General features: G+C 72.3%; 19 protein-coding genes. 5 read left to right on the plus strand and 14 right to left on the minus strand.

From position 1 onward, the window contains the following. Window positions 1-78: 78 nt before the first annotated feature. The 7 genes from CTZ28_RS02740 to CTZ28_RS02770 all read right to left on the minus strand — a co-directional run bounded on the left by CTZ28_RS02740 (window position 79) and on the right by CTZ28_RS02770 (window position 13,283). Window positions 79-1,032 (minus strand): serine/threonine-protein kinase, encoded by a 954-nt coding sequence (locus CTZ28_RS02740; protein WP_121887546.1) that lies wholly within the window; start codon window positions 1,030-1,032, stop codon window positions 79-81. Between the two features lie 86 nt (window positions 1,033-1,118). Then, window positions 1,119-2,768 (minus strand): serine/threonine-protein kinase, encoded by a 1,650-nt coding sequence (locus tag CTZ28_RS02745; protein ID WP_183154222.1) that lies wholly within the window; start codon window positions 2,766-2,768, stop codon window positions 1,119-1,121. Window positions 2,769-2,911: 143 nt separating this feature from the next. After that, window positions 2,912-4,528, minus strand: a complete 1,617-nt coding sequence (locus tag CTZ28_RS02750; protein WP_121887548.1) for a serine/threonine-protein kinase — start codon at window positions 4,526-4,528, stop codon at window positions 2,912-2,914. Between the two features lie 58 nt (window positions 4,529-4,586). After that, window positions 4,587-6,242, minus strand: a complete 1,656-nt coding sequence (locus tag CTZ28_RS02755; RefSeq protein WP_121887549.1) for a serine/threonine-protein kinase — start codon at window positions 6,240-6,242, stop codon at window positions 4,587-4,589. A gap of 143 nt (window positions 6,243-6,385) precedes the next feature. Then, window positions 6,386-9,022, minus strand: a complete 2,637-nt coding sequence (locus CTZ28_RS02760) for a protein kinase (protein WP_121887550.1) — start codon at window positions 9,020-9,022, stop codon at window positions 6,386-6,388. Window positions 9,023-9,188: 166 nt separating this feature from the next. Then, window positions 9,189-11,261, minus strand: coding sequence for a serine/threonine-protein kinase (locus tag CTZ28_RS02765; RefSeq protein WP_121887551.1), 2,073 nt, complete (start codon window positions 11,259-11,261; stop codon window positions 9,189-9,191). A 315-nt stretch (window positions 11,262-11,576) separates the two neighbouring features. Next, window positions 11,577-13,283, minus strand: a complete 1,707-nt coding sequence (locus tag CTZ28_RS02770) for a glycerol-3-phosphate dehydrogenase/oxidase (RefSeq protein WP_121887638.1) — start codon at window positions 13,281-13,283, stop codon at window positions 11,577-11,579. A gap of 283 nt (window positions 13,284-13,566) precedes the next feature. On the opposite strand from CTZ28_RS02770, the gene CTZ28_RS02775 reads away from it, so the two are divergent. Continuing rightward, on the plus strand, window positions 13,567-14,775 hold the full coding sequence (locus CTZ28_RS02775) for a nucleotide sugar dehydrogenase (RefSeq protein ID WP_121887552.1): 1,209 nt from the start codon (window positions 13,567-13,569) through the stop codon (window positions 14,773-14,775). A gap of 986 nt (window positions 14,776-15,761) precedes the next feature. Here the strand turns inward: CTZ28_RS02775 and CTZ28_RS02780 are convergent. The 4 genes from CTZ28_RS02780 to CTZ28_RS02800 form a co-directional block, all read right to left on the minus strand. Beyond that, complete coding sequence (locus CTZ28_RS02780) at window positions 15,762-16,886, minus strand: GuaB3 family IMP dehydrogenase-related protein (RefSeq protein WP_121887553.1); 1,125 nt, start codon at window positions 16,884-16,886, stop codon at window positions 15,762-15,764. A 197-nt stretch (window positions 16,887-17,083) separates the two neighbouring features. Then, the gene (gene guaB, locus CTZ28_RS02785) at window positions 17,084-18,589 is read right to left on the minus strand and encodes an IMP dehydrogenase (protein WP_121887554.1); all 1,506 of its coding nucleotides are present in this window, start codon (window positions 18,587-18,589) and stop codon (window positions 17,084-17,086) included. A gap of 155 nt (window positions 18,590-18,744) precedes the next feature. Then, a complete protein-coding gene (locus CTZ28_RS02790) occupies window positions 18,745-19,332 on the minus strand; it encodes a sigma-70 family RNA polymerase sigma factor (protein WP_030641278.1) in 588 nt (195 codons plus the stop codon). A gap of 495 nt (window positions 19,333-19,827) precedes the next feature. Beyond that, entirely contained in the window at window positions 19,828-20,439 is a 612-nt protein-coding gene (locus CTZ28_RS02800; RefSeq protein ID WP_003948568.1) for a response regulator transcription factor, read from the minus strand. A gap of 381 nt (window positions 20,440-20,820) precedes the next feature. Here CTZ28_RS02800 and CTZ28_RS02805 point away from each other — a divergent pair, with 381 nt between their 5' ends. Next, on the plus strand, window positions 20,821-21,150 hold the full coding sequence (locus CTZ28_RS02805) for a WhiB family transcriptional regulator (protein ID WP_121887556.1): 330 nt from the start codon (window positions 20,821-20,823) through the stop codon (window positions 21,148-21,150). Between the two features lie 77 nt (window positions 21,151-21,227). Here CTZ28_RS02805 and CTZ28_RS02810 read toward each other — a convergent pair whose 3' ends face one another. Then, window positions 21,228-22,127 carry a LysR family transcriptional regulator gene (locus CTZ28_RS02810; protein WP_121887557.1) on the minus strand — a complete coding sequence of 300 codons (900 nt, stop codon included), beginning with the start codon at window positions 22,125-22,127 and terminating at the stop codon, window positions 21,228-21,230. A gap of 80 nt (window positions 22,128-22,207) precedes the next feature. Between CTZ28_RS02810 and CTZ28_RS02815 the strand changes: the two genes are divergently transcribed. From CTZ28_RS02815 to CTZ28_RS02825, 3 genes are all read left to right on the plus strand, one after another. Next, complete coding sequence (locus CTZ28_RS02815; protein WP_121887558.1) at window positions 22,208-22,888, plus strand: MOSC domain-containing protein; 681 nt, start codon at window positions 22,208-22,210, stop codon at window positions 22,886-22,888. A 97-nt stretch (window positions 22,889-22,985) separates the two neighbouring features. Then, window positions 22,986-23,759, plus strand: a complete 774-nt coding sequence (locus tag CTZ28_RS02820; RefSeq protein ID WP_121887559.1) for an SDR family NAD(P)-dependent oxidoreductase — start codon at window positions 22,986-22,988, stop codon at window positions 23,757-23,759. A gap of 96 nt (window positions 23,760-23,855) precedes the next feature. After that, window positions 23,856-24,563: an ester cyclase gene (locus tag CTZ28_RS02825; RefSeq protein WP_121887560.1), complete on the plus strand. Its 708-nt coding sequence runs from the start codon at window positions 23,856-23,858 to the stop codon at window positions 24,561-24,563. A 66-nt stretch (window positions 24,564-24,629) separates the two neighbouring features. Here CTZ28_RS02825 and groL read toward each other — a convergent pair whose 3' ends face one another. Continuing rightward, on the minus strand, window positions 24,630-26,255 hold the full coding sequence (gene groL, locus CTZ28_RS02830) for a chaperonin GroEL (RefSeq protein WP_121887561.1): 1,626 nt from the start codon (window positions 26,253-26,255) through the stop codon (window positions 24,630-24,632). A gap of 117 nt (window positions 26,256-26,372) precedes the next feature. Continuing rightward, the gene (gene groES / locus CTZ28_RS02835) at window positions 26,373-26,681 is read right to left on the minus strand and encodes a co-chaperone GroES (RefSeq protein ID WP_121887562.1); all 309 of its coding nucleotides are present in this window, start codon (window positions 26,679-26,681) and stop codon (window positions 26,373-26,375) included. Window positions 26,682-26,800: the final 119 nt, after the last annotated feature.

A 26,800-nucleotide genomic window follows, 5' to 3' on the forward strand; every position in this document is an offset into this window, starting at 1 on the left:
CCTTTGGGTACCCGTCGGTAACAGGCATTCACCGGGTACTCACACGACGCCAGTGAACACTGGCGGTGAATGTGCTGATCAGGGCGTTGTGCCCAGGTGCGGGGCCGGACGGAGAAGCGGGGCGGACGACACGCGCGACCGTGTCACCCCCACCCCGTACCCCTCGCCCTCCCCCTCGCGCACCCCTTCGGCGAGGGCACGCAGCGCGGCGGCCACCTCGTCGGGCTCCGGCCGGTCCGCCGGTTCGCGGGCCAGCAGCCCGGTGAGCAGGGGACCGAGCGGACCGGCGCGATCGTAGGCGGGGGCCGTGGGCCCGGTGGGGCCGGACCCGGCTCCGGGCGCATGGCGGAAGGGTGAGCGGCCTTCTACGGCGACGTACAGCAGCACGCCCAGGGACCACAGGTCGGAGGCGGGTCCGGCGCCCGGCCGCGAGAGCTGCTCGGGGGCGAGGAAGTCGCGCGGGCCGAGCGGGTCGGCCGGACCGGCGGACGGGCCGGGGGGATCCGCGGGGCCGCCGTGGCCGGTGCCGAAGTCGGTGACGACGACGCGTCCCGTGCCCGACTCGATCAGGACGTTGGCCGGCTTGACGTCACGGTGCACGATGCCGACGGCGTGCGCGGCGCGCAGCGCGCCGAGGACGGCGAGCGCGATACGAGCGGCTTCGGCGGGCGGGACGGGGCCCCGGCGCAGCGCCGTGCGGAGCGACTCGCCGTGGACCAACTCCATGACGACCCAGGGGAGTCCGTCGTCGAGCAGCACGTCCAGGATGGCGACGGCGGACGGGTGGTCCACGCGCGCGGCAGCCCGGGCCTCGTGGTGCAGCCGGTTGGCGACCCGCGGATCCAGCGGCTGCGACGGCGGCAACAGCGGTTGTTTGACGGCGACTTCACGGCCGGTCGCCTCGTCGACGGCCCGCCACACCCGGCCGGTGGCGACGCCGTCGGCCGTGGCATCGGCGCCGATGCGCGCTGCCAGCCGGTACCGGCCGCCTATCAGACGCCCGTCGGCCGCGGGTGCACCGTCTCCACTCATGCACCATCAGTACCGCGTCGGGAACGTCCTTGTCGACGCGGGTACTCGCCGTGTCCCGATGCGGCCGGCCCTCAACACCCCTCGGTTCAGGGCTTGTCGACGCTCAGATGCTCGATGGCCGTCCTGGCCACCTCCCGGCCCCGGGCGGTGAAATCGCCCTTGCCCGGATAGCTGACGGTGAGCCGGTACATGTCCCCGGCCTGTGTCCGGTAGTAGAAGACCCGCACTTCGCGGGGGCTGGGACGCCGGCTGTCGGTGGTGGTGTACGTCACCGTGTTCTGGGCCGCAGGCCTGCCGTGAAACTCGGCGTTGTCATCGGGAGACGTCCTCGGACCCTCGGGCATGGCGAGGCCGTAGTCGCCGTTGTCCTTGAACTTCTCGTTCTCGGCGTACATCTGGGAGGCCGCGGAGTCCTTGATCCGGCGCAGGGAGTCGTCGGACTTCCTGGACAGGTTCAGGCCGATCCAGATGGCGCCGCTCGGATCGGAGTACGTGACCCAGTCCTGGTCCGTGTCGCTCTTGTCCGGGTGGGCGGCCTCGTACGCCGCCGGAACCGCCAGCGTCGCGCCCAGTCCCTTGTCCGCCTTCGTCTCCCAGTCCCCCGGCAGGGAACCCGCGAACGGGTCGGCGAGCAGCAGGTACCCCGCCACCGCCGCGGCGGCCACGGCCGCGCCCAGCCCCCACCAGGTCCCGCGGCCCGGCCGGAAGCCGCGGCCGGCCGGGACGGCGGGTGACGACGGCCCGGCGGGCACCGGAGCCGGAGGGCGGGCGGCCGCCTCCAGCAGGGCGCGGACCCGGGCCGCGTCCGGGCGGTGCGCGGGGTCTTTCTGCAGCAACCCGTTGACGGCCTCGGCGAGCGGGCCGTGCGCGGCGGCGGGCGGGGCGGGGGTCGCGTTGAGGACCGACTGGAGCGTGGCGGCCGTGTTGCTGCGGCGGAAGGGCGAGACGCCCTCCGTGGCCGCGTACAGGACCACGCCGAGTGACCACAGGTCCGAGGCGGGTCCTGGCCGTCTGCCCAGCACCCGTTCCGGCGCGATGTACTCGGGCGATCCGACGAAGCCGCCCGTGTCGGTCAGATTCGTCTCGCCCTCGATCTGCGCGATGCCGAAGTCGGTGAGGACGACCCGGTCGTGCCGGCCGAGCAGGACGTTGTCGGGCTTGACGTCACGGTGCAGAACGCCGGCCGCGTGCGCGGCCTCCAGCGCGCCGAGCACCTGGAGGCCGACCCGGGCCGCCTCGCGCGTGTCCAGGGTGCCCTCCTGGAGGGCGCTGCCCAGCGAACGCCCCTGCACCAACTCCATCACGATCCACGGCCGGCCGTCGACGACCGCCACGTCATGGACGTTCACCACCGCCGGGTGGTCGAGACGGGCCGCCGCGCGCGCCTCGCGCCGCATCCGCTCGAAGGCGTTCGCGCGTTCGTGCTCGGGAAAGTGGTCGGGAATCCGCGGCTCCTTCACCGCGACCTCGCGGTCCACCGTCTCGTCCTTGGCCCGCCACACCGTGCCCATGCCGCCGTCGCCGAGCCGGGACAGCAGCCGGTAACGCCCGCCGATCAGACGCCCGGCGCCCGGGTCCGGCGCGGGCCGCGGGGACTCGGGCGGTGTCGGCACCGTTTGGGTCGGCATCGCGTACGGATTGTCCGGATGCGGCACGTGCGCGGGTGGGTTGGGCGGTCGCAGACCAAAACTCGTCGGCTCGCCGGTGCGGTGGTGGGCTCCCCCGTTGCTGCTCATGCGTCCATCCATATCGCGCCATGCGCCGACACAGCCACACTCGGTGCGAACCGGTCACAGACCCGTGACCCGGCCGGATCCACGTACCCGTCCCGGGGGTGCGCGAAGTACGGCGAGCGGAGCGCAGGAGGCGGGGCGCGTCGTCAGTGCCGCAGGAACGTGCCGAGTGCCACGTCGAAGTGTTCCCGGGCCTCCCGGGCCATCCCCACCGGCGCCGACACCCATACGTCGTACAGCCGCCCGTCCTCCTCCCAGCACAGGTCGTAGGTGTGCCGGGGTCCCTCCACCGCGCTGAAGCCGCTCCAGCTGAACTCCCAGAGCGCGGCGGGTCGTCCGCGGTGCGTGGCCTCGGTGACCCGGCCGTCGCGGTACCCGGGGTTGGTGCGCGGGCCCTCGGCCGCCGCCCGGCGCATCACCCCGAGCGGGCCGCCAGGTCCGGGTGCGGTGACCTTGATGCCGAGCCGGAAGGTCTCCCCCGGCGACAGATAGAAGACGCGCTCGCCCTGCGGCTCGCGGGTGAAGCCCGCGGGCACGGCGAGAGAGAAGCCCGCCGGGTCCCGGGCGGTGCGATAGCCCGAGGGTGCCGGGCGGGTGCCGGAGGCGGGGGCGGTGGACGCGGTGGGCGACGGGACCGTGCTCGCCGGCCCGCCCGGCGCGGGACTCGTCGACGTGCCGGGCGCCCGACTCGCCGACGTGCCCGGTGCCGGGCTCGTCGGTGCGCCGCCGCCGTCCCCGTCGCGGTTGATCAGCAGCGCCGCAGCCGAGATGCCCGCCCCGGCCGTCGCCGCGACCAGCAGCACCGTCACCAGCACGGCCCGCCGGGACGGCCGTGACGACCGCCGGGCGGCCGGCACCGGCCGCGGCACGTCCCGCTGGGTCGGCGTGTACGGTGCGGCCGGCCGTGACACGCCGGCCGGCTGCGGCGTACGGCCGGTGTCCAGGAACGCGCGCAGCATCCGCTCCGCCTCGGCCGCCCCCAGCCGCCGGTCCGGATCCCGTTCCAGCAGGCCCCGGACGACCGGCAGCAGCGGCTCGGCCTGGACGGGCGGCCGGATCTCGGCGGCGACGACGGCGTGCAGGATGCCGCCGAGCGAGTCGCGCCGGAACGGCGACTCACCGCTGAGCGCCGCGCACAGCAGCGCACCGAGCGACCACAGATCGGACTCGGGCCCGGTCCGGGTCCCGGACATCCGCTCGGGCGCGGTGTATTCGGGCGAGCCGACGAAGGAGCCGGTCTCGGTGAGCGTGGTGGCGCCCTCGACCTGCGCGATGCCGAAGTCGGTGAGGACGACCCGGTCGGTACCGGACTCGATCAGGACGTTGGCGGGTTTGATGTCCCGGTGCAGGACACCGGCCTCGTGCGCGGTGCGCAGCGCGCCGAGCAGGGCGATGCCGATGCGGGCTGCCTCGGCGGCGCCGACCGGTCCGCGCTCCGCGATCCGGTCGGCGAGCGAGCGGCCGTCGATCAGCTCCATGACGATGCAGGAGCGTTCGTCGTGCTCCACGACGTCGTGCACGACGATGATGTGCGGATGGTGCAGCTGGGCCACCGCACGGGCCTCCCGCAGGGTGCGGTCGCGCTGCTGCCGGGCGTCGTCGTCCGGGAGGGAGCCGTCCTGGGTGAGTTCCTTGACCGCCACCCGGCGCCCCAGCAACTGGTCGGCCGCCCGCCACACGACGCCCATCCCGCCGCGCCCGAGCCGGGCCTCCAGGCGGTAACGGCCCGCGATCACACGGAAGGCGTCCCCCTCGGTCCCCATGGGGCCCATCATGCCGCACCGGACCCTTCCCTTCCGGGGCGCCGACCGGCCAAGCGTGTCAGCCCTCCGGCGGCTGCCAGCTCTGCAGCACCCAGGTGAACTGCCTGCTCGTCGTCGCCCAGTCCGCTGCGGGCGACGACATGTAGATCGCGTACTCGGCGCCGTTACGGCCGATGTACGTCTCCTCGATGGCGTGGCGCGGCCCTGGGACGTACGGCGGGTCCTTCTTCAGCGCGGTCCAGGTGTACTCCCACAGCGCGCCCTGGCGGTCGCGGTAGGTGTTCTCCTTCATCGTCACGCGCTCGTAGTCGACCAGCCGCTGCAACTGCTGTTCCAGGTCCTGCTGGTGCTGGAACGGGTCGGCGAAGTCCGGTGAGCCGTCGATGGAGACACGGACGAAGTGCAGGCCGCCGTCGGGCGTGTAGTCGACCTGCTTGAGGTCGCCCTCCATGCCGTACACCTGCCGTTTCCAGTCCTTCGGCAGGGACAGGGTGAAGCCCAGCGGGTCGTTGACGGTCTGCCAGTCGGCGGGGAGGGTCGCGTCCTCCGTGGGCGTGACGCTGGGGGTGGCGGTGGGAGTGGCGGTGGCCGAGTCCGTGGGGTCGGGGGTGGTCACGGTCGCGCCGTCGTTGTGCCGCCCGGTGCCCCACTGCTGCAGTGCCACCGCGGCGGCGCCGCCCGCGAGCGCGGCCACGACGACCACGAGCGCGAGGGTACGCAGCCGGCGGCGCGGGGGACGGGCGGGCGGCACGGCCGGCGTCGGCACCGTGGGCCCCGTGAGCGGCGGGGTCGCCGGGTCCGTCCCGTACGGGGCCCCGGTGGCGGAGCCGTACTCGATGTGCTCCGGCGGGTGGGACGCCACGTTCCGCGTCGGCACGAACGCCTGCGCCGCGCCGGGCCGCCGTCCCTCCGCCGCCTCGGCGAGCATCTGCTCCGCCGCCGCGGCGTCCGGCCGGTCCTCCGGGTCCTTGCGCAGCAGGGCGGTGATGACGGGGCCGAGCGGACCCGCGTACCGGGGTTCGGCGGCCTCGTCCTCGACGACCGCCTGCATGGTGCTCAGCGGTGAGGTGCGGCGGAACGGCGACCGGCCCTCCACCGCCGTGTACAGCGTGGCGCCCAGCGCCCACAGGTCGGAGGCGGGGCCCGGGTCGTGGCCGCGCACCCGTTCCGGGGCGAGATAGTCGACCGAGCCGACGACCTCTCCGGTGCGGGTGATGGTGGAGTCGCCCTCGATCTGGGCGATGCCGAAGTCGGTGAGCAGGACCCGGTTGTCCCGCCCGAGCAGCACGTTGCCCGGCTTGACGTCGCGGTGCAGGACGCCGGCGGCGTGCGCGGCGCGCAGCGCCCGCAGCACCCACAGCCCGATGCGTGCGGCCTCCTGCGGCTCGACCCGGTCCCGCTCCTTGACCGTGTCGGCCAGCGAGCTGCCCTCGACCAGCTCCATCACGATCCACGGGCGGCCGTCGTGTTCCAGTACGTCGTGCACGGTGACGACGGCGGAGTGGTTGATGCGGGCCGCCGCACGGGCCTCGGCCCGGGTGCGGGCGAGCAGGACGGCCTGGTCGCTGTCGGACACGTAGAGCGCGGCGGTCAACTCCTTGATGGCGACCGACCGGTGCAGCACCTCGTCGTGCGCGCGCCACACCCGGCCCATGCCCCCGCTGCCGATGGAGTCGACGAGCCGGTAGCGGCCCGCTATGAGCAGGCCCTGCATCTGATTCACGTTGCCCCGCAATGTTCTTGACAGGGTCAGCGTAGGGACCGTCAGTCGCTCATGGAACCGAAGGGGTGCCAAGGAGACCGCACTGTGACGGTTTTCGCTTCCGCAAGCCGACGGGAACCGAATGCGGCGGGGCGTCAGCGGGTGAATCGGTACGTCTGCGACGCCTGCTCGTACAGCCGTGTCACCTCGTCCCGTTCGGCCTCCGGGCCACGCACCTGCACCACGTGGTAGCGGCCGTCGAGGAGCATTGCGATGTTGCGGACGAACAGATCGCGCCCCTGGTCGTCGGTCCAGGTGAACTGCCCCTCCGCCATGGTCCGGCCGCCCACCTCGATGGTCCGCAGCCCGGTGGCGGTGGCCCAGCTGGAGTCGCGGTAGGGCTGCAACTCGCTCTCCCTGTCCCGCTGGTACGCCATGGGATCGCTGCCGTACTTGGCCGCGCCGTCCCGGCCCGGTACGACGATGAGCTGGAAGCCGCCGTGTGTGTAGAGCACCTGTCCGAGGCCGTTGCGGGGGGTGCGGTCCCAGCCCTTGGCGACGGCGATCCGGAAACCCTCGGGGTCCTTGCTCAGGGTGAAGCCGTCGGCGACGGCGGGTCCTTCGGTGGTCTGCGTCTCGGTGGAGGGCGCCGACGAGGACTCCTCGGAGGCGCCCGCCGAGGGCGTGGTGCTCGCCTTGTCCGAGGGCGCGGGCACCTGGCTCACCTGGCCGGCGGCCCCGGTCCGCTCGCCGCCCGCCGCGTCGGTGCTGTCCGCCTTCGGCAGGAACAGCATCGCGTACGCGATCGCGCCCGCCATCAGGAGCAGGACCAGCAGGAGCAGGGTGCGGCCCAGGCGGCGCGGGGAGGCGGTCTCCTGCCGGGCCCGCTTGTGCCGCCCGTGCGCGCTGTTCGCGGGCAGTCCTGCGCGCCGTCTGCGCACCAGTTCGCCGCGGCGCCGCACGATCGGCAGCCGCTTCGGGTCGGTGGGCGGCGCGGCGACCACATGTGTGCCGGCGTCCGGCTCGGGCGCGGACCGCACCAGGGAGCGCAGCCAGCCACGCAGCTCCTCGAAGTCCGGCCGTTCGGTGGGGTCCTGCCGCAGCAGCGACTCGACGACCGGGCGCAGCGGCCCGCACTCCTCAGCGAAGGCGGGCGGCTCCGCGCACACCAGCTGGACCAGTTCGGCCGTCGACTCCTCCGGGTACGGCGCGTGTCCCTGTACGGCCCTGAAGAGCAGCGCGCCGAGCGCCCACAGGTCGGTCGCGGGACCGATCGGGGCGGCCAGCTGCCAGTTCTCGTGCACCGGCCCGGCCTGCTCGGGTGCCCAGCGCTCGGTCACCGGTCCCACCACGGTCATCCGCACCTGCCGTGCCCGCTCCGCGGCAAGCGCGGTGGCGGGGCCCCGCCGGGCGGGGGCGCCGGCGGCCGGCTCACCCCAGCGGGCGGGCGGCAGCGGGGAGTCGGCCGGGGGCAGCGCACCGGCGGGCGGCAGCGGTGCACGACCGCCCGGCGAGGGCGCGCCGACGGCCGGGAGCGACCGTCCGTCCGCGGCGCCGGCCGGCGGCAGGGCGGGGGCCGGGCCGCCCTCCGCACCGGGAGCGTACGGGGTCGCGCGGGTGGCGCCGCCCGGCGGGAGCGCCGTCCGCTGCCGGTCCTCGCCCGGGGTGTTCCGGGGGGACGCCCCGTGCCACGGGGTGGCGCGCACGCCGTAGGGGTCGGCTATCTGACCGGGGGGTGCGCCGCCAGGGCGCTGCTCCGCGCCCTGGCCGTGGGCGTACGGCACCGGGGCGAAGCCGTTGGCCCGGGCGGCGGCGCCGGGGTCGCCCTCGACGGGCGGCTGGGCGCCGGGCAGCGCGGCCCGCCCGTTCTGCTGTGTCTCCTGCACCCGGGCGGCGGCGCGGGCGCCCGCCCGGTACGCGGCGATCGCCCCCGCGCGGGCGGCCCGGATGTCCCCGCCGCTCTCCAGCGCGGGGCGGCCCGGCGCGCCCTGGGTCCCGGCCCCGTCCGCCCCGCCCGTGGCCCGCGCCTGGATCGCGGCACGCCGTGCGGACTCGGGATCCGCACTCCCCGGCGCGCCGCCGACGGCGCCGCCGGACGGGCCGGGTGCCTCGGGCCCGCCCGGACCGCCGGGCCCGGCGAGCCCCTGCGGACCGGCGCCCTCCGGCTCCTCCGGAGCCGGTACCGGGTCGTAGCCGGACAGTGCCTCCTCGGCCGCGCCGACCGCGAGGCCGCTCAGCATCACGCGGCCGTCGTCGCAGACGAGGACCGTACGGGCGGTGATGTTGCGGTGCACCCAGCCGTGCGCGTGCAGCACCCGCAGCGCCATCAGGACGTCGGAGGCGACCTCGGCGGCCCGGTACGGCGTCAGCGGTTGCTCGGCCAGCAGCGCGGACAACGGGCGCGCCGCCACGCACTCGCTGACGATCCACAGCGAGCCGCCCTCGGCGAACACGTCGAAGACCTGGTCGAGCCGCGGGTGGTCGGGGACGCGGGCGGCGGCCTGCGCCGCCTCGACGGCGCGCCGCACCGCCGGATCCGTGGGCCGCCGCGTCGCCGCCCGGCCCGCCGGGGGCCGCCGGGAGCCGCGGTCACGGGCGGTGAAACCGTCGGGCAGCCCGTCCGCGTCGAGCACCTCCGCCTCGACGACCTCGGGCAACGGCACCTGCCGGACCAGGACTTCCTGCCCGCTGTAGGTGTCGAAGGCACGGGTCTCGGTGAGTTCGTACTCGTCGGAGGGCGGCAGCGGCAGCCGGTAGCGGTCGGCCAGCACCCGACCCGCATAGTCGTCCACGTTGCCTCCCCCGGCTGCCCTGTCGGTCAATTCCGTTCGCCTTACGGCCCGTTCGGTATGCGTTCCCGGATGCGTACGGTCCGCAACCACTCACGATACGTGCCGGAGGCAACCCGCATTGAGGGCTTGACCGGATTGTCACGCCCCAAAACCCGGACCGCTCACCTCACGCCTTGGGTTCGAAGGACTCCGTCAGCGTCTTCCAGGTACCCGAGCGCAACTCGCCGTCCCACTCGGCGGACTTCGCGGTGTACATCAGCGCGTAACCGACCCGCCCGTCGATGACGAACCCGCGGTCGACGGTCCGGTACTTCGTGCCGCCCTCGGTGTAGGTGAACTCCCAGTCGGCCGTGTTCCAGCCGCGGTAGTCCACCTTCTCGATCCGGATCCGCTGGTACTGCGAACGCGCCATGGAGCGCTCCTGGTTCTTCCAGTCCGCCACCGGGTCGTCCTTGGGCGTGCTGGTCCAGGCGACGAGGAGCTTCTGCCCGTCGGGCCCGGTGTACCGGTCCCCCGCGGAGTCCGAGGACCCGTACTTCCAGCCCTCGGGCAGCCCGATCGAGTACCCCTGGGCCCCCTTGCGGGTCTGCGCCACGGGCACACCGCCGCTGCCACTGGAGTTCGACTCGCCGGAACCGCCGTCGCCGGAACCGCTCGGCTCGCTCCCCGCCCCGGCGGTGGAGCCCGTCGTGGCATCCGCGGCCGCGTCCTTACCGGAGGATGCCGAGGCCTCGCCGTCCGTGCGGGTGCCGCCGCTGTCCTTGTTCTGCTTGGTGCCGGCGCTCGCGCCCGCGCTCGCCACCGGCTTGCCACCGTCGTCCTTGGCGCCGTTGGAGCCGTTGCCGTCACCGAGGGTGAGGGCCAGCACCGTGCCGACCACCGCGAGCACCAGCACCACCGCGATGATCACCAGCGTCCGCTTCGGCACCACGTCCGTGAGCGACGCCCGGGGCGCCGGCCGCGACGGCAGATCCGGCGGCGGCACCACGGGCCACCCGGAACTCGGCTTCGCCGCACCCGACTTGGTACCCGTCTCCGCTGCCGCCGAGCCCGCCGCAGCCGACGCGGAAGCAGTCCCGGCCGCCCCCGCGGAGCCGGCACCGGCGGCTCCCTTCCCGTTTCCGCCCGCGCCTGCGGAAGCCGCACCGCCGGAGGCCGGTGCGGACGCGCCCGCACCCGCCGCGGTGCCCTCGGTGCTCCCCGCCGTCCGGCCCGCCGCCCCGGCCGCGGCCGCCCCCGCGGCCTTGCGCACGGAACGCAGCGCCCCGCGCAGCTTCTCCCCGGCCTCCTCGCCCCGCTTGCCGGCGCCCGCAGCGGCCCGGTCCGCGGACCCGTCGGGCTGCGACGGAAGCGGCACGACCCGTGTGGCGTCCATCGCCTCCCGCTCGGGCGCGCGGATCACGGCGTCGAGCAGGGCCCGGGCGCCCGCGTCGTCCAGTCGCTTGGCCGCGTCCTTGGTGAGCAGCCCGTGGATGACGTCCTTGAGGGGGCCCGCGTTCTTGGGCTCCTCCAGGGGCTCGGTCATCACCGCGGTCAGCGTCGCGATGGCCGACCCCTTGTCGTACGGCGGGACGCCCTCGACCGCCGCGTACAGCAGGCCGCCGAGGGACCAGAGGTCGGCCGCCGGGCCCGGCTTGTGCCCGCGGGCCCGCTCCGGGGAGATGTAGGAGGGCGCGCCGACGAGCATGCCGGTGGAGGTGATGGACGGGTCGCCCTCGACCTGGGCGATGCCGAAGTCGGTGAGCACGACCCGGCCGTCCTCGGCGATCAGCACGTTGGACGGCTTCACGTCGCGGTGCAGGATGCCCTCGCGATGTGCCGAACGCAGCACGTCGAGGATCGCGAGCCCGACCTGCGCCGCGCGCTTCGGCTCCAGCAGGCCGTCCTCACGGATGACCTCGGCGAGGGACTTGCCCTCCACCAGCTCCATCACGATCCACGGCCGGTCGTCCTCGTCGACCACGTCGAAGACGGTGACCGCGCTGTTGTTGCGGATCCGTGCGATCGCCTTGGCCTCGCGCAGGGTTCGCGTGATCAGGCGCCGCTTCTCGTCCTCGTCGATGTTCGACGGGAACCGCAGCTCCTTGACGGCGACGGTCCGGCCGAGTGTCTCGTCCTCGGCCCGCCACACCGTACCCATGCCACCGCGGCCGAGCACTTCTCCCAGCCGGTACCGCCCGGCGAGGAGACGTCCGCTCTTGTCCTGACGGGATGTCCCCGCCCGCTCCGCCTCCGACATGCGTCCCCTCATGCAACCCGCCCTGACAGAGCCTCCATTGTCCCTCACCCGACAAGTGGCCGACGCCCAGGGTGCCCCTCCTTCTGCCCCGGGTCCCGCACTCCTCCTTCCCCTTCTGCTTTTCGCTTCTCTTCGCTTCCTTTCGCTGCCGCCGTTCCCCCGACCCGCCGCGCGCGTGCGGTCGCGATGACGGAACCGAGCCGCGAACCCGCCCCGCTCCCGGTCGAGTTCCGCCCTCGCACCTGTTGAAACGGGCGGGCCCCGCACGGAGATCCCGGATTACCACACCCGTTCGAGTGAACCGGCCCGGCCGGCTCAGAGCGGCACGATGTCCGGCGCCCCCAGCCGCGCCGCGTCCGCGGTGAGGTCGTCGGGCTGCAACTGGGACTCCCGCTCGGCCTCCACCCGCTTCTCGTAGTGCTCGACCTCACGCTCGATCTGATCCTTGTCCCAGCCGAGGACGGCCCCCATGAGCTCGGCGGCCTCACGGGCGCTGCGCGTACCGCGGTCGAAGGTCTCGATGGAGATCCTGGTCCGCCGGGTCAGCACGTCGTCCAGGTGCCGCGCGCCCTCGTGCGAGGCGGCGTACACCACCTCGGCGCGCAGATAGTCGTCGGCCCCTTGCAAAGGCTCGCCCAGCGAGGGGTCGGCGGCGACGAGGTCGAGGACCTCCTCCGCCATCGAGCCGTACCGGTTCAGCAGATGCTCGACACGGACCACGTGCAGCCCGGTGCGGGCGGCGATCCGCGCCCGCGCGTTCCACATCGCGCGGTAGCCCTCCGCGCCCAGCAGCGGGATGTCCTCGGTGACGCACTCGGCGACGCGCATGTCGAGTCCGTGCACCGCCTCGTCGACCGCGTCCTTCGCCATGACCCGGTACGTCGTGTACTTGCCGCCGGCGACCACGACGAGGCCCGGCGCCGGGTGCGCCACGGTGTGCTCGCGCGACAGCTTGCTGGTCGCGTCGGACTCGCCGGCGAGCAGCGGGCGCAGTCCCGCGTACACGCCCTGCACATCGTCGCGGGAGAGCGGCACCGCGAGCACCGAGTTGACGTGCTCCAGCAGATAGTCGATGTCCGCGCTGGACGCGGCCGGATGGGCCTTGTCCAGGTCCCAGTCGGTGTCGGTCGTGCCGACGATCCAGTGCCGCCCCCACGGTATGACGAACAGGACGGACTTCTCCGTGCGCAGGATCAGTCCGGTCGTGGAGTGGATGCGGTCCTTGGGCACGACCAGGTGGATGCCCTTGGAGGCGCGGACGTGGAACTGCCCCCGCTCCCCCACCATCGCCTGGGTGTCGTCGGTCCACACACCGGTGGCGTTGACGACCTGCTTGGCATGGATCTCGTACTCCCCGCCCGCCTCGACGTCCTGCACCCGGACGCCGACCACCCGCTCGCCCTCGCGCAGGAACGCGGTCACCCGCGCGCGGTTGGCGGCCTTCGCTCCGTAGGACACCGCGGTCCGCACGAGGGTCGCGACATAACGGGCGTCGTCCATCTGGGCGTCGTAGTACTGCAGGGCCCCGACCAGGGCGTCCTTGCGCAGGGCCGGGGCGATGCGCAGGGCGTGACGGCGGCTCAGGTGCCGGTGCATCGGCAGGCCCCGGCCGTGGCCGCGGGCCATCGACATGGCGTCGTAGAGCGCGACGCCCGAACCGGCGTACAGCCGCTCCCAGCCCTTGTGCTGGAGCGGGTAGAGGAACGGCACGGGCTTGACCAGGTGCGGGGCGAGACGCTCCAGCAGCAGCCCGCGCTCCTTCAGCGCCTCACGGACGAGCGCGAAGTCCAGCATCTCCAGATACCGCAGACCGCCATGGACCAGCTTGCTGGACCTGCTGGACGTACCCGACGCCCAGTCACGGGCCTCGACCAGGCCCGTGGACAGGCCGCGGGTGACGGCGTCCAGCGCGGTACCCGCGCCGACGACTCCGCCGCCCACCACCAATATGTCCAGCTCACGCTCGGCCATGCCCGCGAGCGACTCCGCGCGCTGCGCCGGCCCCAGTGTCGCTGTCCTCACCGCTGCCTCCCACTGTCGGTCGGTCGGCCGCACCCGGTGGGCGAAGCCCGGTTCGTCCCCTCCTCATGCCCAAATTCTGACCGGCTTGCCCGACTTCAGCCACCACTCACCCCTGGCCTGTGGACAACGACCGCGTGACCGGCGGAGGACCACCGGAAGACACAAGAAGACAATCCCACATAACGGTCATATTTACTCCTAGTGTGACATTGCGCTCGCCCATCCTGTCCGCCGGGCTTGCACACCTGTCCCGCTCCGGCTACTGGGAAGGACGGCCCACGCCATGCCCGCAGACCTCGCCGTCATCGGACTCGGTCCCTACGGCCTGCCCCTCGCCCAGGCAGCCGTCGCCGCCGGCATCCCCACGCTCGGCTACACCACCGGGCCGGAGACCGGCCCGCTCAGCCCCGCCGAACTGCGCCGGATGCTCTCGCGGGGCTTCCGGCCGGCCACCGACCCGGCCGGGCTCGGCCGGGTACGCACCGCGGTGATCTGCGCGCCGACCCCACGGGGCGTGGACGGCGGGCTCGATCTGAGCCAGGTGGAGGCCGCCGCCCGCACCCTGGCGGCCCGGCTGCGCCCGCACACCACGGTGATCCTGGAGTCGCCGGTGCGGCCTGGCACCACCGAGGACTTCCTGCGGCCCCTGCTGGAGAAGGGCTCGGGGCTGCGCGCGGGCCGCGACTTCCACCTCGCCTACGCGCCCAGCCGGGTCGACCCCGGCAACCGGGACCACACCCCGGCCAACACGCCCAAGGTCATCGGCGGCCTCACCCCGGCCTGCACCGAATCCGCCGCGGCGTTCTACTCACGGCTGACCGACAAGGTGGTACGCGCGCGTGGACCGCGCGAGGCCGAGACGGTGCAACTGCTGGAGACGAACTTCCGGCACGTCAACATCGCCCTCGTCAACGAAATGGCCGCCCTGTGCCACGACTTGGGCGTGGACCTGTGGGACGTCATCCGCTGCGCGGAGACCAAGCCGTTCGGCTTCCAGGCGTTCCGGCCGGGCCCCGGCGTCGGCGGCCATGGCGTCCCGCAGGACCTGACCGGCCACGCCGGCCGCCCGCTGCGCATGGTGGAACTGGCCCAGCAGGTCAACGGCCGCATGCCCCAGTACGTCGTCCAGCGCGCCGCGGCCCTTCTCAACGAGCACGGCAAGTCGGCCCGCGGTGCGCGTGTGCTCCTCCTCGGCGTCACCTACAAGGCGGACCTCGCCGACCAGCAGGGCACCCCGGCCCACGAGGTCGCCATCCGGCTGATGGAGCTGGGCGCGTCCGTCAGCTACCACGACCCCCATGTGGCTTCCTGGAGCGTCCTGGACCGCCCGGTCCCCCGCGCGGACTCCCTCTACGAGGCGGCGGCCGACGCGGACCTCACGATCCTCCTCCAGCAGCACCGCACGTACGACATGCAGGGCCTGTCGGTGAAGGCTCAACTGCTGCTGGACACAAGGGGCGCCACACCCACGGGAGCGGCGCACCGGTTGTGAAGGGGGGCGCGCGCGGCGGGGGCTCACTCCAGAGCCGGTGGCACGGGGCACCGGCCGACGGGTAGCGTACGAAACCGGACGGATCCCCATCGCAGAGGCCACTGCAGCGGGCTCCTGACCGGTTCACGGGTGTCCGCTCCTAGCCCTTATGGGGGCGGCCGCGCACCGGCCGTAAAGAGGTCGAGCCCGCCGTAGCGGGTACTACGACGAGCTCCTGAAGGTGAACGATGCGTCCACCCCTACGTCTCATAGGGGTGGCCGCTCGCTTCCGTGAGTCCGCAAGATCCACCTCCTCCGGAACCAGACCGCCCCACAGCAGATCCGGTACCGTACAAAAAGGTGGAGCCCGCCGTAGCGGGTACTACGACGAGCTCCTGAAGGTAAACGGTGCGTCCACCCCTATCTCTCATAGGGGTGGCCGCTCACCTTCCGTAAATCCGCAAGATCCACCTCCTCCGGAACCAGACCGCCCCACAGCAGATCCGGTACCGTACAAAAAGGTGGAGCCCGCCGTAGCGGGTACTACGACGAGCTCCTGAAGGTGAACGATGCGTCCACCCCTATCTCTCATAGGGGTGGCCGCTCACCTTCCGTAAATCCGCAAGATCCACCTCCTCCGGAACTTGACCAGCTGAAGCCGAACGCGGTCCCAGCGGGTGGGCTTGCGGTGACGGCCCATGGGCGCGCCCCCTTCCATGACGCCGCCCATAATCCCGGTGGGCGGTTCATTGGAGTTCGGGCCGGGCCCCGAGGGCCGGGGTCCGGAACCGTGTCCTTGGAAGGGGGCGCCCCAGAGAGCGGGGTCGCCGATCACTGACGCTACCTGCTGCGTTCGCCCGTTCGGCCCAGATTCGCCCCGAACGCAACCGCGCGCCCCGGGCACACAACACGCGCCCCCGCCAAGCCATTTGGGCATGCAGAAGGGCCCGGCCACCCGCACGGGCAGCCGAGCCCTCGTCCGCGCTCAGATCGAGCGCGGCGTCACCTCAGCGACGGTGCTGCGAGTCCGCCACCGTGACCTCCACCCGCTGGAACTCCTTCAGCTCGCTGTAACCGGTGGTCGCCATGGCCCGGCGCAGGGCGCCGAAGAAGTTCATCGAGCCGTCGGGGGTGTGGGACGGACCGGTGAGGATCTCCTCGATCGTGCCCACCGTGCCGAGGTCGACCTTCTGGCCGCGGGGCAGCTCCTCGTTGACCGCCTCCATGCCCCAGTGGTGGCCCCTGCCGGGCGCGTCGGTGGCGCGGGCCAGCGGGGAGCCCATCATGACCGAGTCGGCGCCGCAGGCGATCGCCTTGGGCAGGTCGCCGGACCAGCCGACGCCGCCGTCCGCGATCACGTGCACATACCGGCCACCGGACTCGTCCATGTAGTCGCGGCGGGCCGCGGCCACGTCGGCGACCGCCGTGGCCATCGGCACCTGGATGCCGAGCACATTGCGCGTGGTGTGCGCGGCTCCGCCGCCGAAGCCGACCAGCACACCGGCCGCGCCGCTGCGCATCAGGTGCAGGGCGGCGGTGTAGGTGGCGCAGCCGCCGACGATCACCGGGACGTCCAGCTCGTAGATGAACTGCTTCAGGTTGAGCGGTTCGTGCGCGGACGACACATGCTCCGCCGAGACCGTCGTACCGCGGATGACGAAGATGTCGACGCCCGCGTCCACCACCGCCTTGGAGAACTGGGCGGTGCGCTGCGGGGACAGCGCGGCGGCCGTGACCACGCCGGAGTCGCGCACCTCCTTGATGCGCGCGCCGATCAGCTCCTCCTGGATGGGGGCCGCGTAGATCTCCTGGAGCCGCCGCGTCGCCGCCTCGGCGGGCAGTCCGGCGATCTCGTCGAGCAGCGGCTGCGGGTCCTCGTACCGCGTCCACAGCCCCTCCAGGTTCAGCACGCCCAGGCCGCCCAGCTCGCCGATGCGGATCGCGGTGGCCGGGGAGACGACGGAGTCCATGGGGGCGGCCAGGAAGGGCAGCTCGAAGCGGTAGGCGTCGATCTGCCAGGCGATCGAGACCTCCTTCGGGTCCCGCGTACGACGGCTCGGGACGACGGCGATGTCGTCGAAGGCGTACGCCCGGCGGCCGCGCTTGCCGCGCCCGATCTCGATCTCAGTCACGTCTGTGGCCTTTCTGATGCGTTTCAGCGTCTTCCAGTATCGCCGACGGGCCGCACACCGCCCCCGTACAGGTTGCCGGACACCGTCCTCGCTCAGGTGTCGGACACCGCCTCCGCCCAGATGCGGCGAGGGCGGCCCCGGAAACTCCGGGACCGCCCTCGGCGACGTCCGTCACGCGCGGGGTACGCGCGCGTGCGTCACTTCTTGCTGTAGTTGGGTGCCTCGACCGTCATCTGGATGTCGTGCGGGTGGCTCTCCTTGAGGCCCGCCGAGGTGATCCGGACGAACCGGCCGTTGGACTGCAGCTCCGGCACGGTCCTGCCGCCGACGTAGAACATCGACTGGCGCAGGCCGCCGGTCAGCTGGTGGACGACGGAGGACAGCGGGCCGCGGTAGGGCACCTGGCCCTCGATGCCCTCGGGGATCAGCTGGTCGTCGGAGGCGACGCCCTCCTGGAAGTAGCGGTCCTTGGAGAACGACCTGCGGTCGCCGCGGGTCTGCATCGCGGCGAGGGATCCCATGCCGCGGTACGACTTGAACTGCTTGCCGTTGATGAACAGCAGCTCGCCCGGCGACTCCTCGCAGCCAGCGAGGAGCGAGCCGAGCATCACCGTGTCGGCGCCCGCGACCAGCGCCTTGGCGATGTCGCCGGAGTACTGCAGACCGCCGTCGCCGATGACCGGGACACCGGCCTCCTTGGCGGCGAGCGCGGCCTCGTAGATCGCGGTGACCTGCGGGACGCCGACGCCGGCGACCACCCGGGTGGTGCAGATCGAGCCCGGTCCGACACCGACCTTGATGCCGTCGGCGCCCGCGTCGACCAGGGCCTGGGCGCCGTCGCGGGTGGCGATGTTGCCGCCGATGACGTCGACGCCGGCGGAGTTCGACTTGATCTTGGCGATCATGTCGCCGACCAGGCGGGAGTGGCCGTGCGCGGTGTCGACGACGATGAAGTCGACGCCGGCCTCGATCAGCGCCTGGGCGCGCTCGAAGGAGTCACCGGCGACGCCGACCGCGGCGCCGACCAGCAGCCGGCCCTCGGCGTCCTTGGCCGCGTTCGGGTACTTCTCCGCCTTGACGAAGTCCTTGACCGTGATCAGGCCCTTGAGGATGCCCTCGTCGTCGACGAGCGGCAGCTTCTCGATCTTGTGCTTGCGCAGCAGCTGCACGGCGTCGTCGCCTGAGATCCCCACCTTGCCCGTGACCAGCGGCATCGGCGTCATGACCTCACGGACCCGCTGGCTGCGGTCGGTCTCGAAGGCCATGTCACGGTTGGTGACGATGCCGAGCAGCTTCTTGTTGCCGTCCGTCACCGGGACGCCGCTGATGCGGAACTTCGCACACAGCGCGTCGGCCTCGGCGAGCGTGGCGTCGGGGTGCACCGTGATGGGGTCCGCGACCATGCCGGACTCGGAGCGCTTCACCAGGTCGACCTGGTTGGCCTGGTCCTCGATGGAGAGGTTGCGGTGCAGAACGCCGACGCCGCCCTGGCGGGCCATCGCGATCGCCATGCGCGACTCGGTGACCTTGTCCATGGCGGCGGACAGGAGCGGGATGTTGACCCGCACGTTCTTGGAGACGTACGAGGCGGTGTCGATGTCGTCGGGTGCCATGTCCGACGAGCCCGGCAGCAGCAATACGTCGTCGTAGGTCAGCCCGAGTGTCGCGAATTTACCGGGCACTCCGTCGACGTTGGCAGTCATGACACCTTCCCCAAATGGCCTTGATCGGTGCGGATGCCCATGCTAACGGGAAGCACGGCAGTCACATTCCACGGTCCAGGTCGGCCCTGGGCTTCGTCTGTTCATACGGACCGCGCGTCCGGACCGTTCGGGGCCGGTCCGGGCCCGTGGGCGGCCTACTGCTCGGCCAGCGCCCGCAGCCGGCTGAGCGCCCTGTGCTGTGCCACCCGTACCGCGCCGGGTGACATTCCCAACATCTGACCGGTCTCCTCCGCGGTCAAGCCCACCGCGATACGCAGCAGCAACAGCTCGCGCTGATTCTCCGGAAGGTTGGCCAGCAGCTTCTTCGCCCACTCGGCGTCGCTGCTGAGCAGGGCCCGCTCCTCGGGACCCAGGGAGTCGTCCGGGCGCTCGGGCATCTCGTCGGAGGGGACGGCCGTCGAACCCGGGTGACGCATCGCGGCCCGTTGCAGGTCGGCGACCTTGTGCGAGGCGATGGCGAAGACGAACGCCTCGAAGGGGCGGCCCGTGTCCCGGTAGCGGGGCAGCGCGAGGAGGACGGCGACGCAGACCTCCTGCGCGAGGTCCTCGACGAAGTGGCGCGCGTCCCCCGGGAGCCGGGACAGCCGGGTGCGGCAGTAGCGCAGCGCCAGGGGGTGGACATGGGCGAGCAGGTCGTGCGTGGCCTGCTCGTCCCCGTCGACGGCGCGATGCACGAGCGCACCGATCGCCCCATGGGCCGTGCCCGCCTCGTCGTCGCGCATCGGTCCATGGTGCCCTGAGGCCGTCCGGTCCGTCGCATCGTGCTGGTGGTTGTGCATCGAAGCGTTATGAGCAGGTGCGCCGGCACTCATCTCCTGCGCCCTCCCCTTCCGCTCGACCGACTCGTCCCCGAGAGACTCCACACCTCCAAGGATGCGGCATCCGCGGCGAAACGAGCAGCGGGCACTCGCCGAACGGTGCCGCGCGGACCGGCGGCCGCGCCCCCGAGGGGGCGCGGGGAACTGCGTGACCAGCCACGGACGGCCCGCAGTTCACCGACCGAATCGCCTTGTGCGGCCCTTGGGCCACTCGGGCAACCACACGCCCGACAGGACCTAGGGTCTTTTGTTTGGATCAGGCCGGATCAGGGAGCGGGGTCTGGTGCCGTGGATCGCAAGGCGGAGGAGGGCGGCAGGGCGGAGCCCTGACAACCGACGACAACGCCGCGAGGCGCGGTGCCAGGGCCCGCGAGCCCGGCATGATCCAAACGAGAGGCCCTAGCGGACCAGACCCCAGCGGAAGCCGAGCGCCACCGCGTGTGCCCGGTCCGAGGCGCCGAGCTTCTTGAACAGGCGCCGGGCGTGGGTCTTCACGGTGTCCTCGGAGAGGAACAGCTCGCGGCCGATCTCGGCGTTGGAGCGGCCGTGGCTCATGCCTTCGAGCACCTGGATCTCACGCGCGGTGAGCGTGGGCGCTGCGCCCATCTCGGCCGAGCGCAGCCGGCGCGGGGCGAGCCGCCAGGTCGGGTCGGCGAGAGCCTGCGTCACCGTGGCGCGCAACTCGGCGCGCGAGGCGTCCTTGTGCAGATAGCCGCGGGCGCCGGCAGCGACCGCGAGCGCCACGCCGTCGAGGTCCTCGGCGACGGTGAGCATGATGATGCGCGCCCCGGGGTCGGCGGACAGCAGCCGGCGCACGGTCTCGACGCCGCCCAGTCCGGGCATGCGTACGTCCATCAGGATGAGGTCCGAGCGGTCGGCACCCCAGCGGCGGAGGACTTCCTCGCCGTTGGCCGCCGTCGTCACACGCTCGACGCCGGGCACGGTCGCAACCGCGCGGCGGAGCGCCTCTCGGGCAAGCGGGGAGTCGTCGCAGACGAGGACGGATGTCATGACCGCCCTCCGCAGCTGATGCGCGTCACCTTGAGCCTCCAGGCTGGTACGGAATCGTCACCTGTGCGGTCGACCGTCTCGGACGCCTGCCCGAGCGCTTGTGTTCTCAACCGCCTCCGCACTCTCAACGACGGTCACTCGAAAGAGTTACGGGGCTGCGTGCCATCTTCGGCACTCTACGTGAGGGCGCGCACACGGTGCATACATGCCCGACAGACTCTCAAGTTTTCATCACAACCTATGCCCCATTTAGACCCTTTTCTTCCCATTTCACGGTGTCTGGGGCTAGATTCGCAATGAGTCATATTTTCATCTTCTTAGACCGGACATGTACGGTCGTTGGCACCGTATCCGCCCAGAACGGCTACAAGGGGTCACGTAATGGCAGATTTCTCCCGCCTTCCCGGACCGAACGCTGACCTGTGGGACTGGCAGTTGCTGGCTGCCTGCCGAGGGGTCGACAGTTCGCTCTTCTTCCACCCGGAGGGTGAGCGCGGGGCGGCTCGGAGTGCTCGCGAGAACTCGGCCAAGGAGGTCTGCATGAGGTGCCCGGTCCGTGCGGAGTGCGCGGCGCACGCGCTGGCGGTGCGCGAGCCGTACGGCGTGTGGGGCGGCCTGACCGAGGACGAGCGCGAAGAGCTGATGGGACGGGCCCGGAACCGGCTGGTATCGGCTTCGTCGGCCGGCGGGGACACCGCCCACCACGCATGAAGGAACGTTTCTGCAACCACATATCGCCTCGCCGCGCCCACCCGACGCGGCCGTATGCGCATGCCCGCCCGCACCTCTCACTGCCGACGGGCGGCCCGTGCCAGCTGCTCCAGCGTCGCCGCCACCGCCGGCACCTGTGCCAGGTCGGGCAGTGTGAGGGCGACGATCTCCCGGCGTACCGCCGGTTCCAGCGCCACCGTGCGCGCGCCCCGGGGGCGCACCGACTCGATCGCGAGCTGCGGCAGGACGGCCACGCCCAGTCCGGCGCCGACCAGGCCGACCACCGCCGGGTAGTCGTCGGTGGCGAAGTCGATGCGCGGGGTGAAACCGGCGCCCTCGCAGACCTCCACCAACTGGCCGCGGCAGCGCGGACAGCCCGCGATCCACGGTTCCGCGGCGAGTTCGCCGATGGCGACGGACCGGGCGCCCGCGAGCCGGTGCCGCTCGGGCACCAGAGCGACCAGACGGTCCGTCAGCAGGGGCCGTACGACGAGGTCGTCCCACTCCTCGGCGCCCGCCGCGCCCTCGTAACGGAACGCGAGGGCCGCGTCGCAGTCGCCGGCGCGCAACAGGTCCACGGAGTGCGGGGGCTCGGCCTCCTCGAGGAAGACGCGGGTGCCGGGGTGGGCGGCGCGCAGCGCGGCGAGTGCGGTGGGGACGAGAGTGGAGCTGCCGCTGGGGAAGGACACCAGGCGGACCCGGCCGGCCCGCAGCCCGGCGATCGCGGCGACCTCCTCCTCGGCCGCGGTCAGCCCGGCGAGGATCCCCGAGGCGTGCCGGACGAGTGCCTCGCCCGCCTCCGTCAGACGCATCTCACGGCCGCTGCGGATCAGCAGCGGGGTGCCGACCGACGTCTCCAGGGCCTTCATCTGCTGGCTGATGGCGGGCTGCGTGCAGCCCAGTTCCCGGCCGGCCGCCGAGAAGGAGCCGGTGGTGGCGACGGCGCGCAGGGCGCGGAGATGACGGGCCTCGATCACCCTTCGAGCATAAGCCCGCCTTGGATGGGGCGCCCGATATCGCGTCGACGCTTTGACCGGGCTGACGTACCGTGCCGGACATGGAGCTTCTCTCGGTGAACCTGGGGCGCCCGAAGGCCGTCGACTACACGGACCAGCCGCAGGGGCTGACCGGCATCGACAAGCGTCCGGTGGACGGCCCGGTGCGGGTGGCCGCGCCGGGCCCGAAGGGGAGCGGCGCGAGCGGCCTCGCCGGGGACGCGGTCTGCGACCTGCGTCATCACGGCGGCGACGACCAGGCGGTGTACGCCCTCGCGCGCGAGGACCTCGACGACTGGGAGGGCGAGCTGGGCCGGACGCTCGCCAACGGCGCCTTCGGGGAGAACCTGACGACGCGCGGTCTCGACGTCTCCGGCGCGCTGATCGGCGAGCGCTGGCGGATCGGCCCGGACGTCGTGCTCGAAGTCACCTGCGGGCGGATCCCGTGCCGGACGTTCCAGGCCCACCTGGGCGAGCGGGCATGGGTGCGGAGGTTCACGCGGAAGGGTGCGCCCGGTGCCTACCTCCGGGTGATCGAGCCGGGCGAGATCCGGGCGGGCGACCCGGTGCGGATCGTGTACCGGCCGGACCACGACGTGACGGTCGCCGTGCAGTTCCGCGCGGAGACGACCGAGCGGGAACTGCTGCCCCGGGTCCTCGTGGCGGGCGCGGCCCTGCACCCGGAGGCGCTGGCCGAGGCCCGTGCGTACGTGGCGAAGTACGGGGGCGGCCAGGGGGCCTGAACAGCCGTCACGGGTGGTCCGCGGGCGGGCGCCGCACCGGCCGGAGGGCCTCGCGCACGGCGCGGATCGCGTCGCTCCGGGTAACTACTCTTGGGCCATGACAACGGCTCTGATTACGGGATCGACGGCGGGGATCGGCGCCGCGTTCGCGCGGCGGCTGGCGGCGGACGGGCATGACCTCGTCCTGGTGGCGCGGGACACCGCGCGGCTGCGCGAGCAGGCGACCGAACTGCACGACCGGCACGGCATCGAGGCGGAGGTGCTGACGGCCGACCTGGCGCAGGACGCGGGCATCGAGGCGGTCGCCGCCCGGCTCGGCGACCGCAGGAGCCCCGTCGATCTGCTGATCAACAACGCCGGCTTCGCCAACAGGGGCCGCTATCTCGACGTACCGATGGCCGATGAGCTGCGGATGGTCAAGGTGCACATCGAGGCGGTGCTGCGGCTGACATCGGCGGCGAGCGAGGCGATGCGGGAGCGCGGGCGCGGCGGGATCGTGAACGTGGCCTCGGTGGCGGCCTTCGTGCCGCGGGGGACGTACGGGGCGTCCAAGGCGTGGGTCGTGCAGTTCACCCAGGGCGCGGCGCAGGTTCTGGCCGGTACGGGCGTCCGCCTGATGGCGCTGGCCCCCGGGCTCGTGCGCACCGAGTTCCACGAGCGGGCCGGGATGGGCACGGACAACATCCCGGGGTGGATGTGGCTGGACGCGGACAAGCTGGTCGCGGCGGCGCTCGCGGACCTGGCGCGCGGCAAGACGCTGTCCATTCCCGATCCGCGGTACAAGGCGCTGATGGGGCTGGCCAAGATGGCCCCGCGCGCCCTGGTGGGCGGGATCACCTCACGGACCGGGCGCAGGTACGGCCCGCGGTGAGCCCCCGGCGAACCCGGCCGCGACGGGGTGCCCGTGCCGCTCCGGTGGGAAAATGGGCGGGACGGAACCGGACCCAGGGGGGCCGGAGGCGGTGTCATGACGTTCGTACAGCTCATCGAGTGCAGGACGAGCCGGTTCGACGAGCTGAACCGGTTGCTGGACACCTGGGTGGAGCAGACCCAGGGGAAGCGCACCGCGATCTACGACCTGGTCGGCAAGGACCGGTCCGATGCGTCGCACATCGTCGAGATCGTGGAGTTCCCCTCGTACGCGGACGCGATGCGGAACTCGAACCTTCCGGAGACGGACCGGGTCTTCCGGCAGCTGGTCGCCCTCTGCGACGAGATGCCCACGTTCATCGACCTGGACGTCGTACGCGACGAGCCGCTGGGCGCGGACACCGTGCGCCGCTTCTTCGCGACGCTGGCGGCGCCGGGCGAGCTGCCGCCGCTGAACGACCTGCTCGACGAGGACGTGCACAGCCACGATCCGCTCGGTCCGCAGGACACGATCGGGCTGGACTCGGTCCGGGGCGAGTTGCGGATGTGGCGGGCCGCGTTCGACTCCGCCTTCACCGTGGAGGACCTGATCGTCCAGGGCGACCGGGCCTGTGCCCGCTGGAGCTGGCACGCCACGCACAAGGGGGAGTTCCTGGGGATCGCGGCCACCGGCAGGCAGGTCACCACGACCGGCACCACCGTCTTCCGGTTCGGCGCGAACGGCCGGATCGCCGAGACGTGGTGGCAGCACGACCAGTTGGGGCTGATGGAGCAGCTGGGCGCGCTCGACCAGCTGGAGCAGTGACCGCGGCGGGCAGCGCGAAGGCCCGGCACCCTCCCGGGTGCCGGGCCTTCACTTCACTGCCGGGTGTCAGTGGGCGTGGCCGTGGCCGCCGCCCGCGGCGGCCGGCTCCTCTTCTTCCTTCTTCTCGACGACCAGGGTCTCGGTCGTGAGGAGGAGGGAGGCGATGGAGGCGGCGTTCTCCAGGGCGGAGCGGGTGACCTTCACCGGGTCGATGACGCCGGCCTTGACCAGGTCGCCGTACTCACCGGTGGCGGCGTTGTAGCCGTTGCCCTTGTCCAGCTCCTTGACCTTGGAGACGATCACGTAGCCCTCCAGGCCCGCGTTCTCCGCGATCCAGCGCAGCGGCTCGACGACGGCGTTGCGGACGACCGCGACACCGGTGGCCTCGTCGCCGGACTTGCCGAGGTTGCCCTCGAGGACCTTGGCGGAGTGGACGAGCGCGGAGCCGCCACCGGAGACGATGCCCTCCTCGACCGCGGCGCGGGTCGCGGAGATGGCGTCCTCCAGACGGTGCTTCTTCTCCTTCAGCTCCACCTCGGTGGCGGCGCCGACCTTGATCACGCACACGCCGCCGGCCAGCTTCGCGAGGCGCTCCTGGAGCTTCTCGCGGTCCCAGTCGGAGTCGGTGTTCTCGATCTCGGCCTTGATCTGCGCGATGCGGCCCTCGACGGCCGACTTGTCGCCGGCGCCGTCGACGATCGTGGTGTCGTCCTTGGTGACGGTGATGCGGCGGGCGGTGCCGAGCACGTCCAGGCCGACCTGGTCCAGCTTGAGGCCGACTTCCTCGGAGATCACGGTGGCGCCGGTGAGGACCGCCATGTCCTCGAGCATCGCCTTGCGGCGGTCGCCGAAGCCGGGGGCCTTCACCGCGACGGCGTTGAAGGTGCCGCGGATCTTGTTGACGACCAGGGTCGACAGGGCCTCGCCCTCGACGTCCTCGGCGATGATCAGCAGCGGCTTGGAGGAGCCCGCCTGGATGACCTTCTCCAGCAGCGGCAGGAGGTCCGCGATGGCGGCGACCTTGCCCTGGTTGATGAGGATGTAGGGGTCCTCCAGGACGGCCTCCATGCGCTCCTGGTCCGTCACGAAGTACGGCGACAGGTAGCCCTTGTCGAAGGCCATGCCCTCGGTGAAGTCCAGTTCGAGGCCGAAGGTGTTGGACTCCTCGACGGTGATGACACCGTCCTTGCCGACCTTGTCCATCGCCTCGGCGATCAGCTCGCCGACCTGCTGGTCCTGGGCGGACAGCGCGGCGACGGCGGCGATGTCGGACTTCTCGTCGATCGGCCGGGCCGAGCCGAGCAGGTCGTCGGAGATGGCCTTGACCGCGGCGTCGATGCCCTTCTTCAGGGCGGCCGGGGAGGCACCGGCGGCGACGTTCCGCAGGCCCTCGCGCACCAGGGCCTGGGCCAGCACGGTGGCGGTGGTGGTGCCGTCACCCGCGATGTCGTTGGTCTTGGTCGCCACCTCCTTCACCAGCTGGGCGCCGAGGTTCTCGTACGGGTCCTCGATCTCGACCTCGCGGGCGATGGTGACGCCGTCGTTGGTGATGGTGGGGGCGCCGAACTTCTTGTCGATGACGACGTTGCGGCCCTTGGGGCCGATCGTCACCTTCACCGTGTCGGCCAGCTTGTTGACGCCGCGCTCGAGGGCGCGACGGGCGTCCTCGTCGAACTTCAGGATCTTCGCCATGGCAGCGGGAGCCCTCTCGGAAATCTGATGGTAACGACGCTGCGCCCCGGGCTCCCGGCTTCTTATCGGTCCAGGGGCCAGGGGCGCAGCTTCACAGCAGGAGTGCTTCGGGGTGACTTACTTCTCGATGATCGCGAGCACGTCGCGAGCCGAGAGAACGAGGTACTCCTCGTTGTTGTACTTCACCTCGGTGCCGCCGTACTTGCTGTAGAGCACGACGTCGCCGACGCTGACGTCGAGCGGAAGACGGTTGCCGTCCTCGAAGCGGCCCGGGCCCACGGCCAGGACGACGCCCTCCTGGGGCTTCTCCTTGGCGGTGTCCGGGATGACCAGGCCCGAGGCCGTGGTCTGCTCGGCGTCGAGCGGCTGGACCACGATGCGGTCCTCAAGCGGCTTGATGGCAACCTTGGAACTGGTGGTCGTCACGATCCGACCTCCCCCTTCGGAGATCTCACGGGGTTAACTGTCTGAGGTGGCGACCAGGTCGATCCGTCGTCGCGGGTGCCGGACCTGCCCGTCGCGTTGTTGGCACTCTCCAGGGGGGA

The sequence above is a fragment of the Streptomyces shenzhenensis genome, assembly GCF_003688995.1.
GTDB lineage: Bacteria > Actinomycetota > Actinomycetes > Streptomycetales > Streptomycetaceae > Streptomyces > Streptomyces shenzhenensis_A.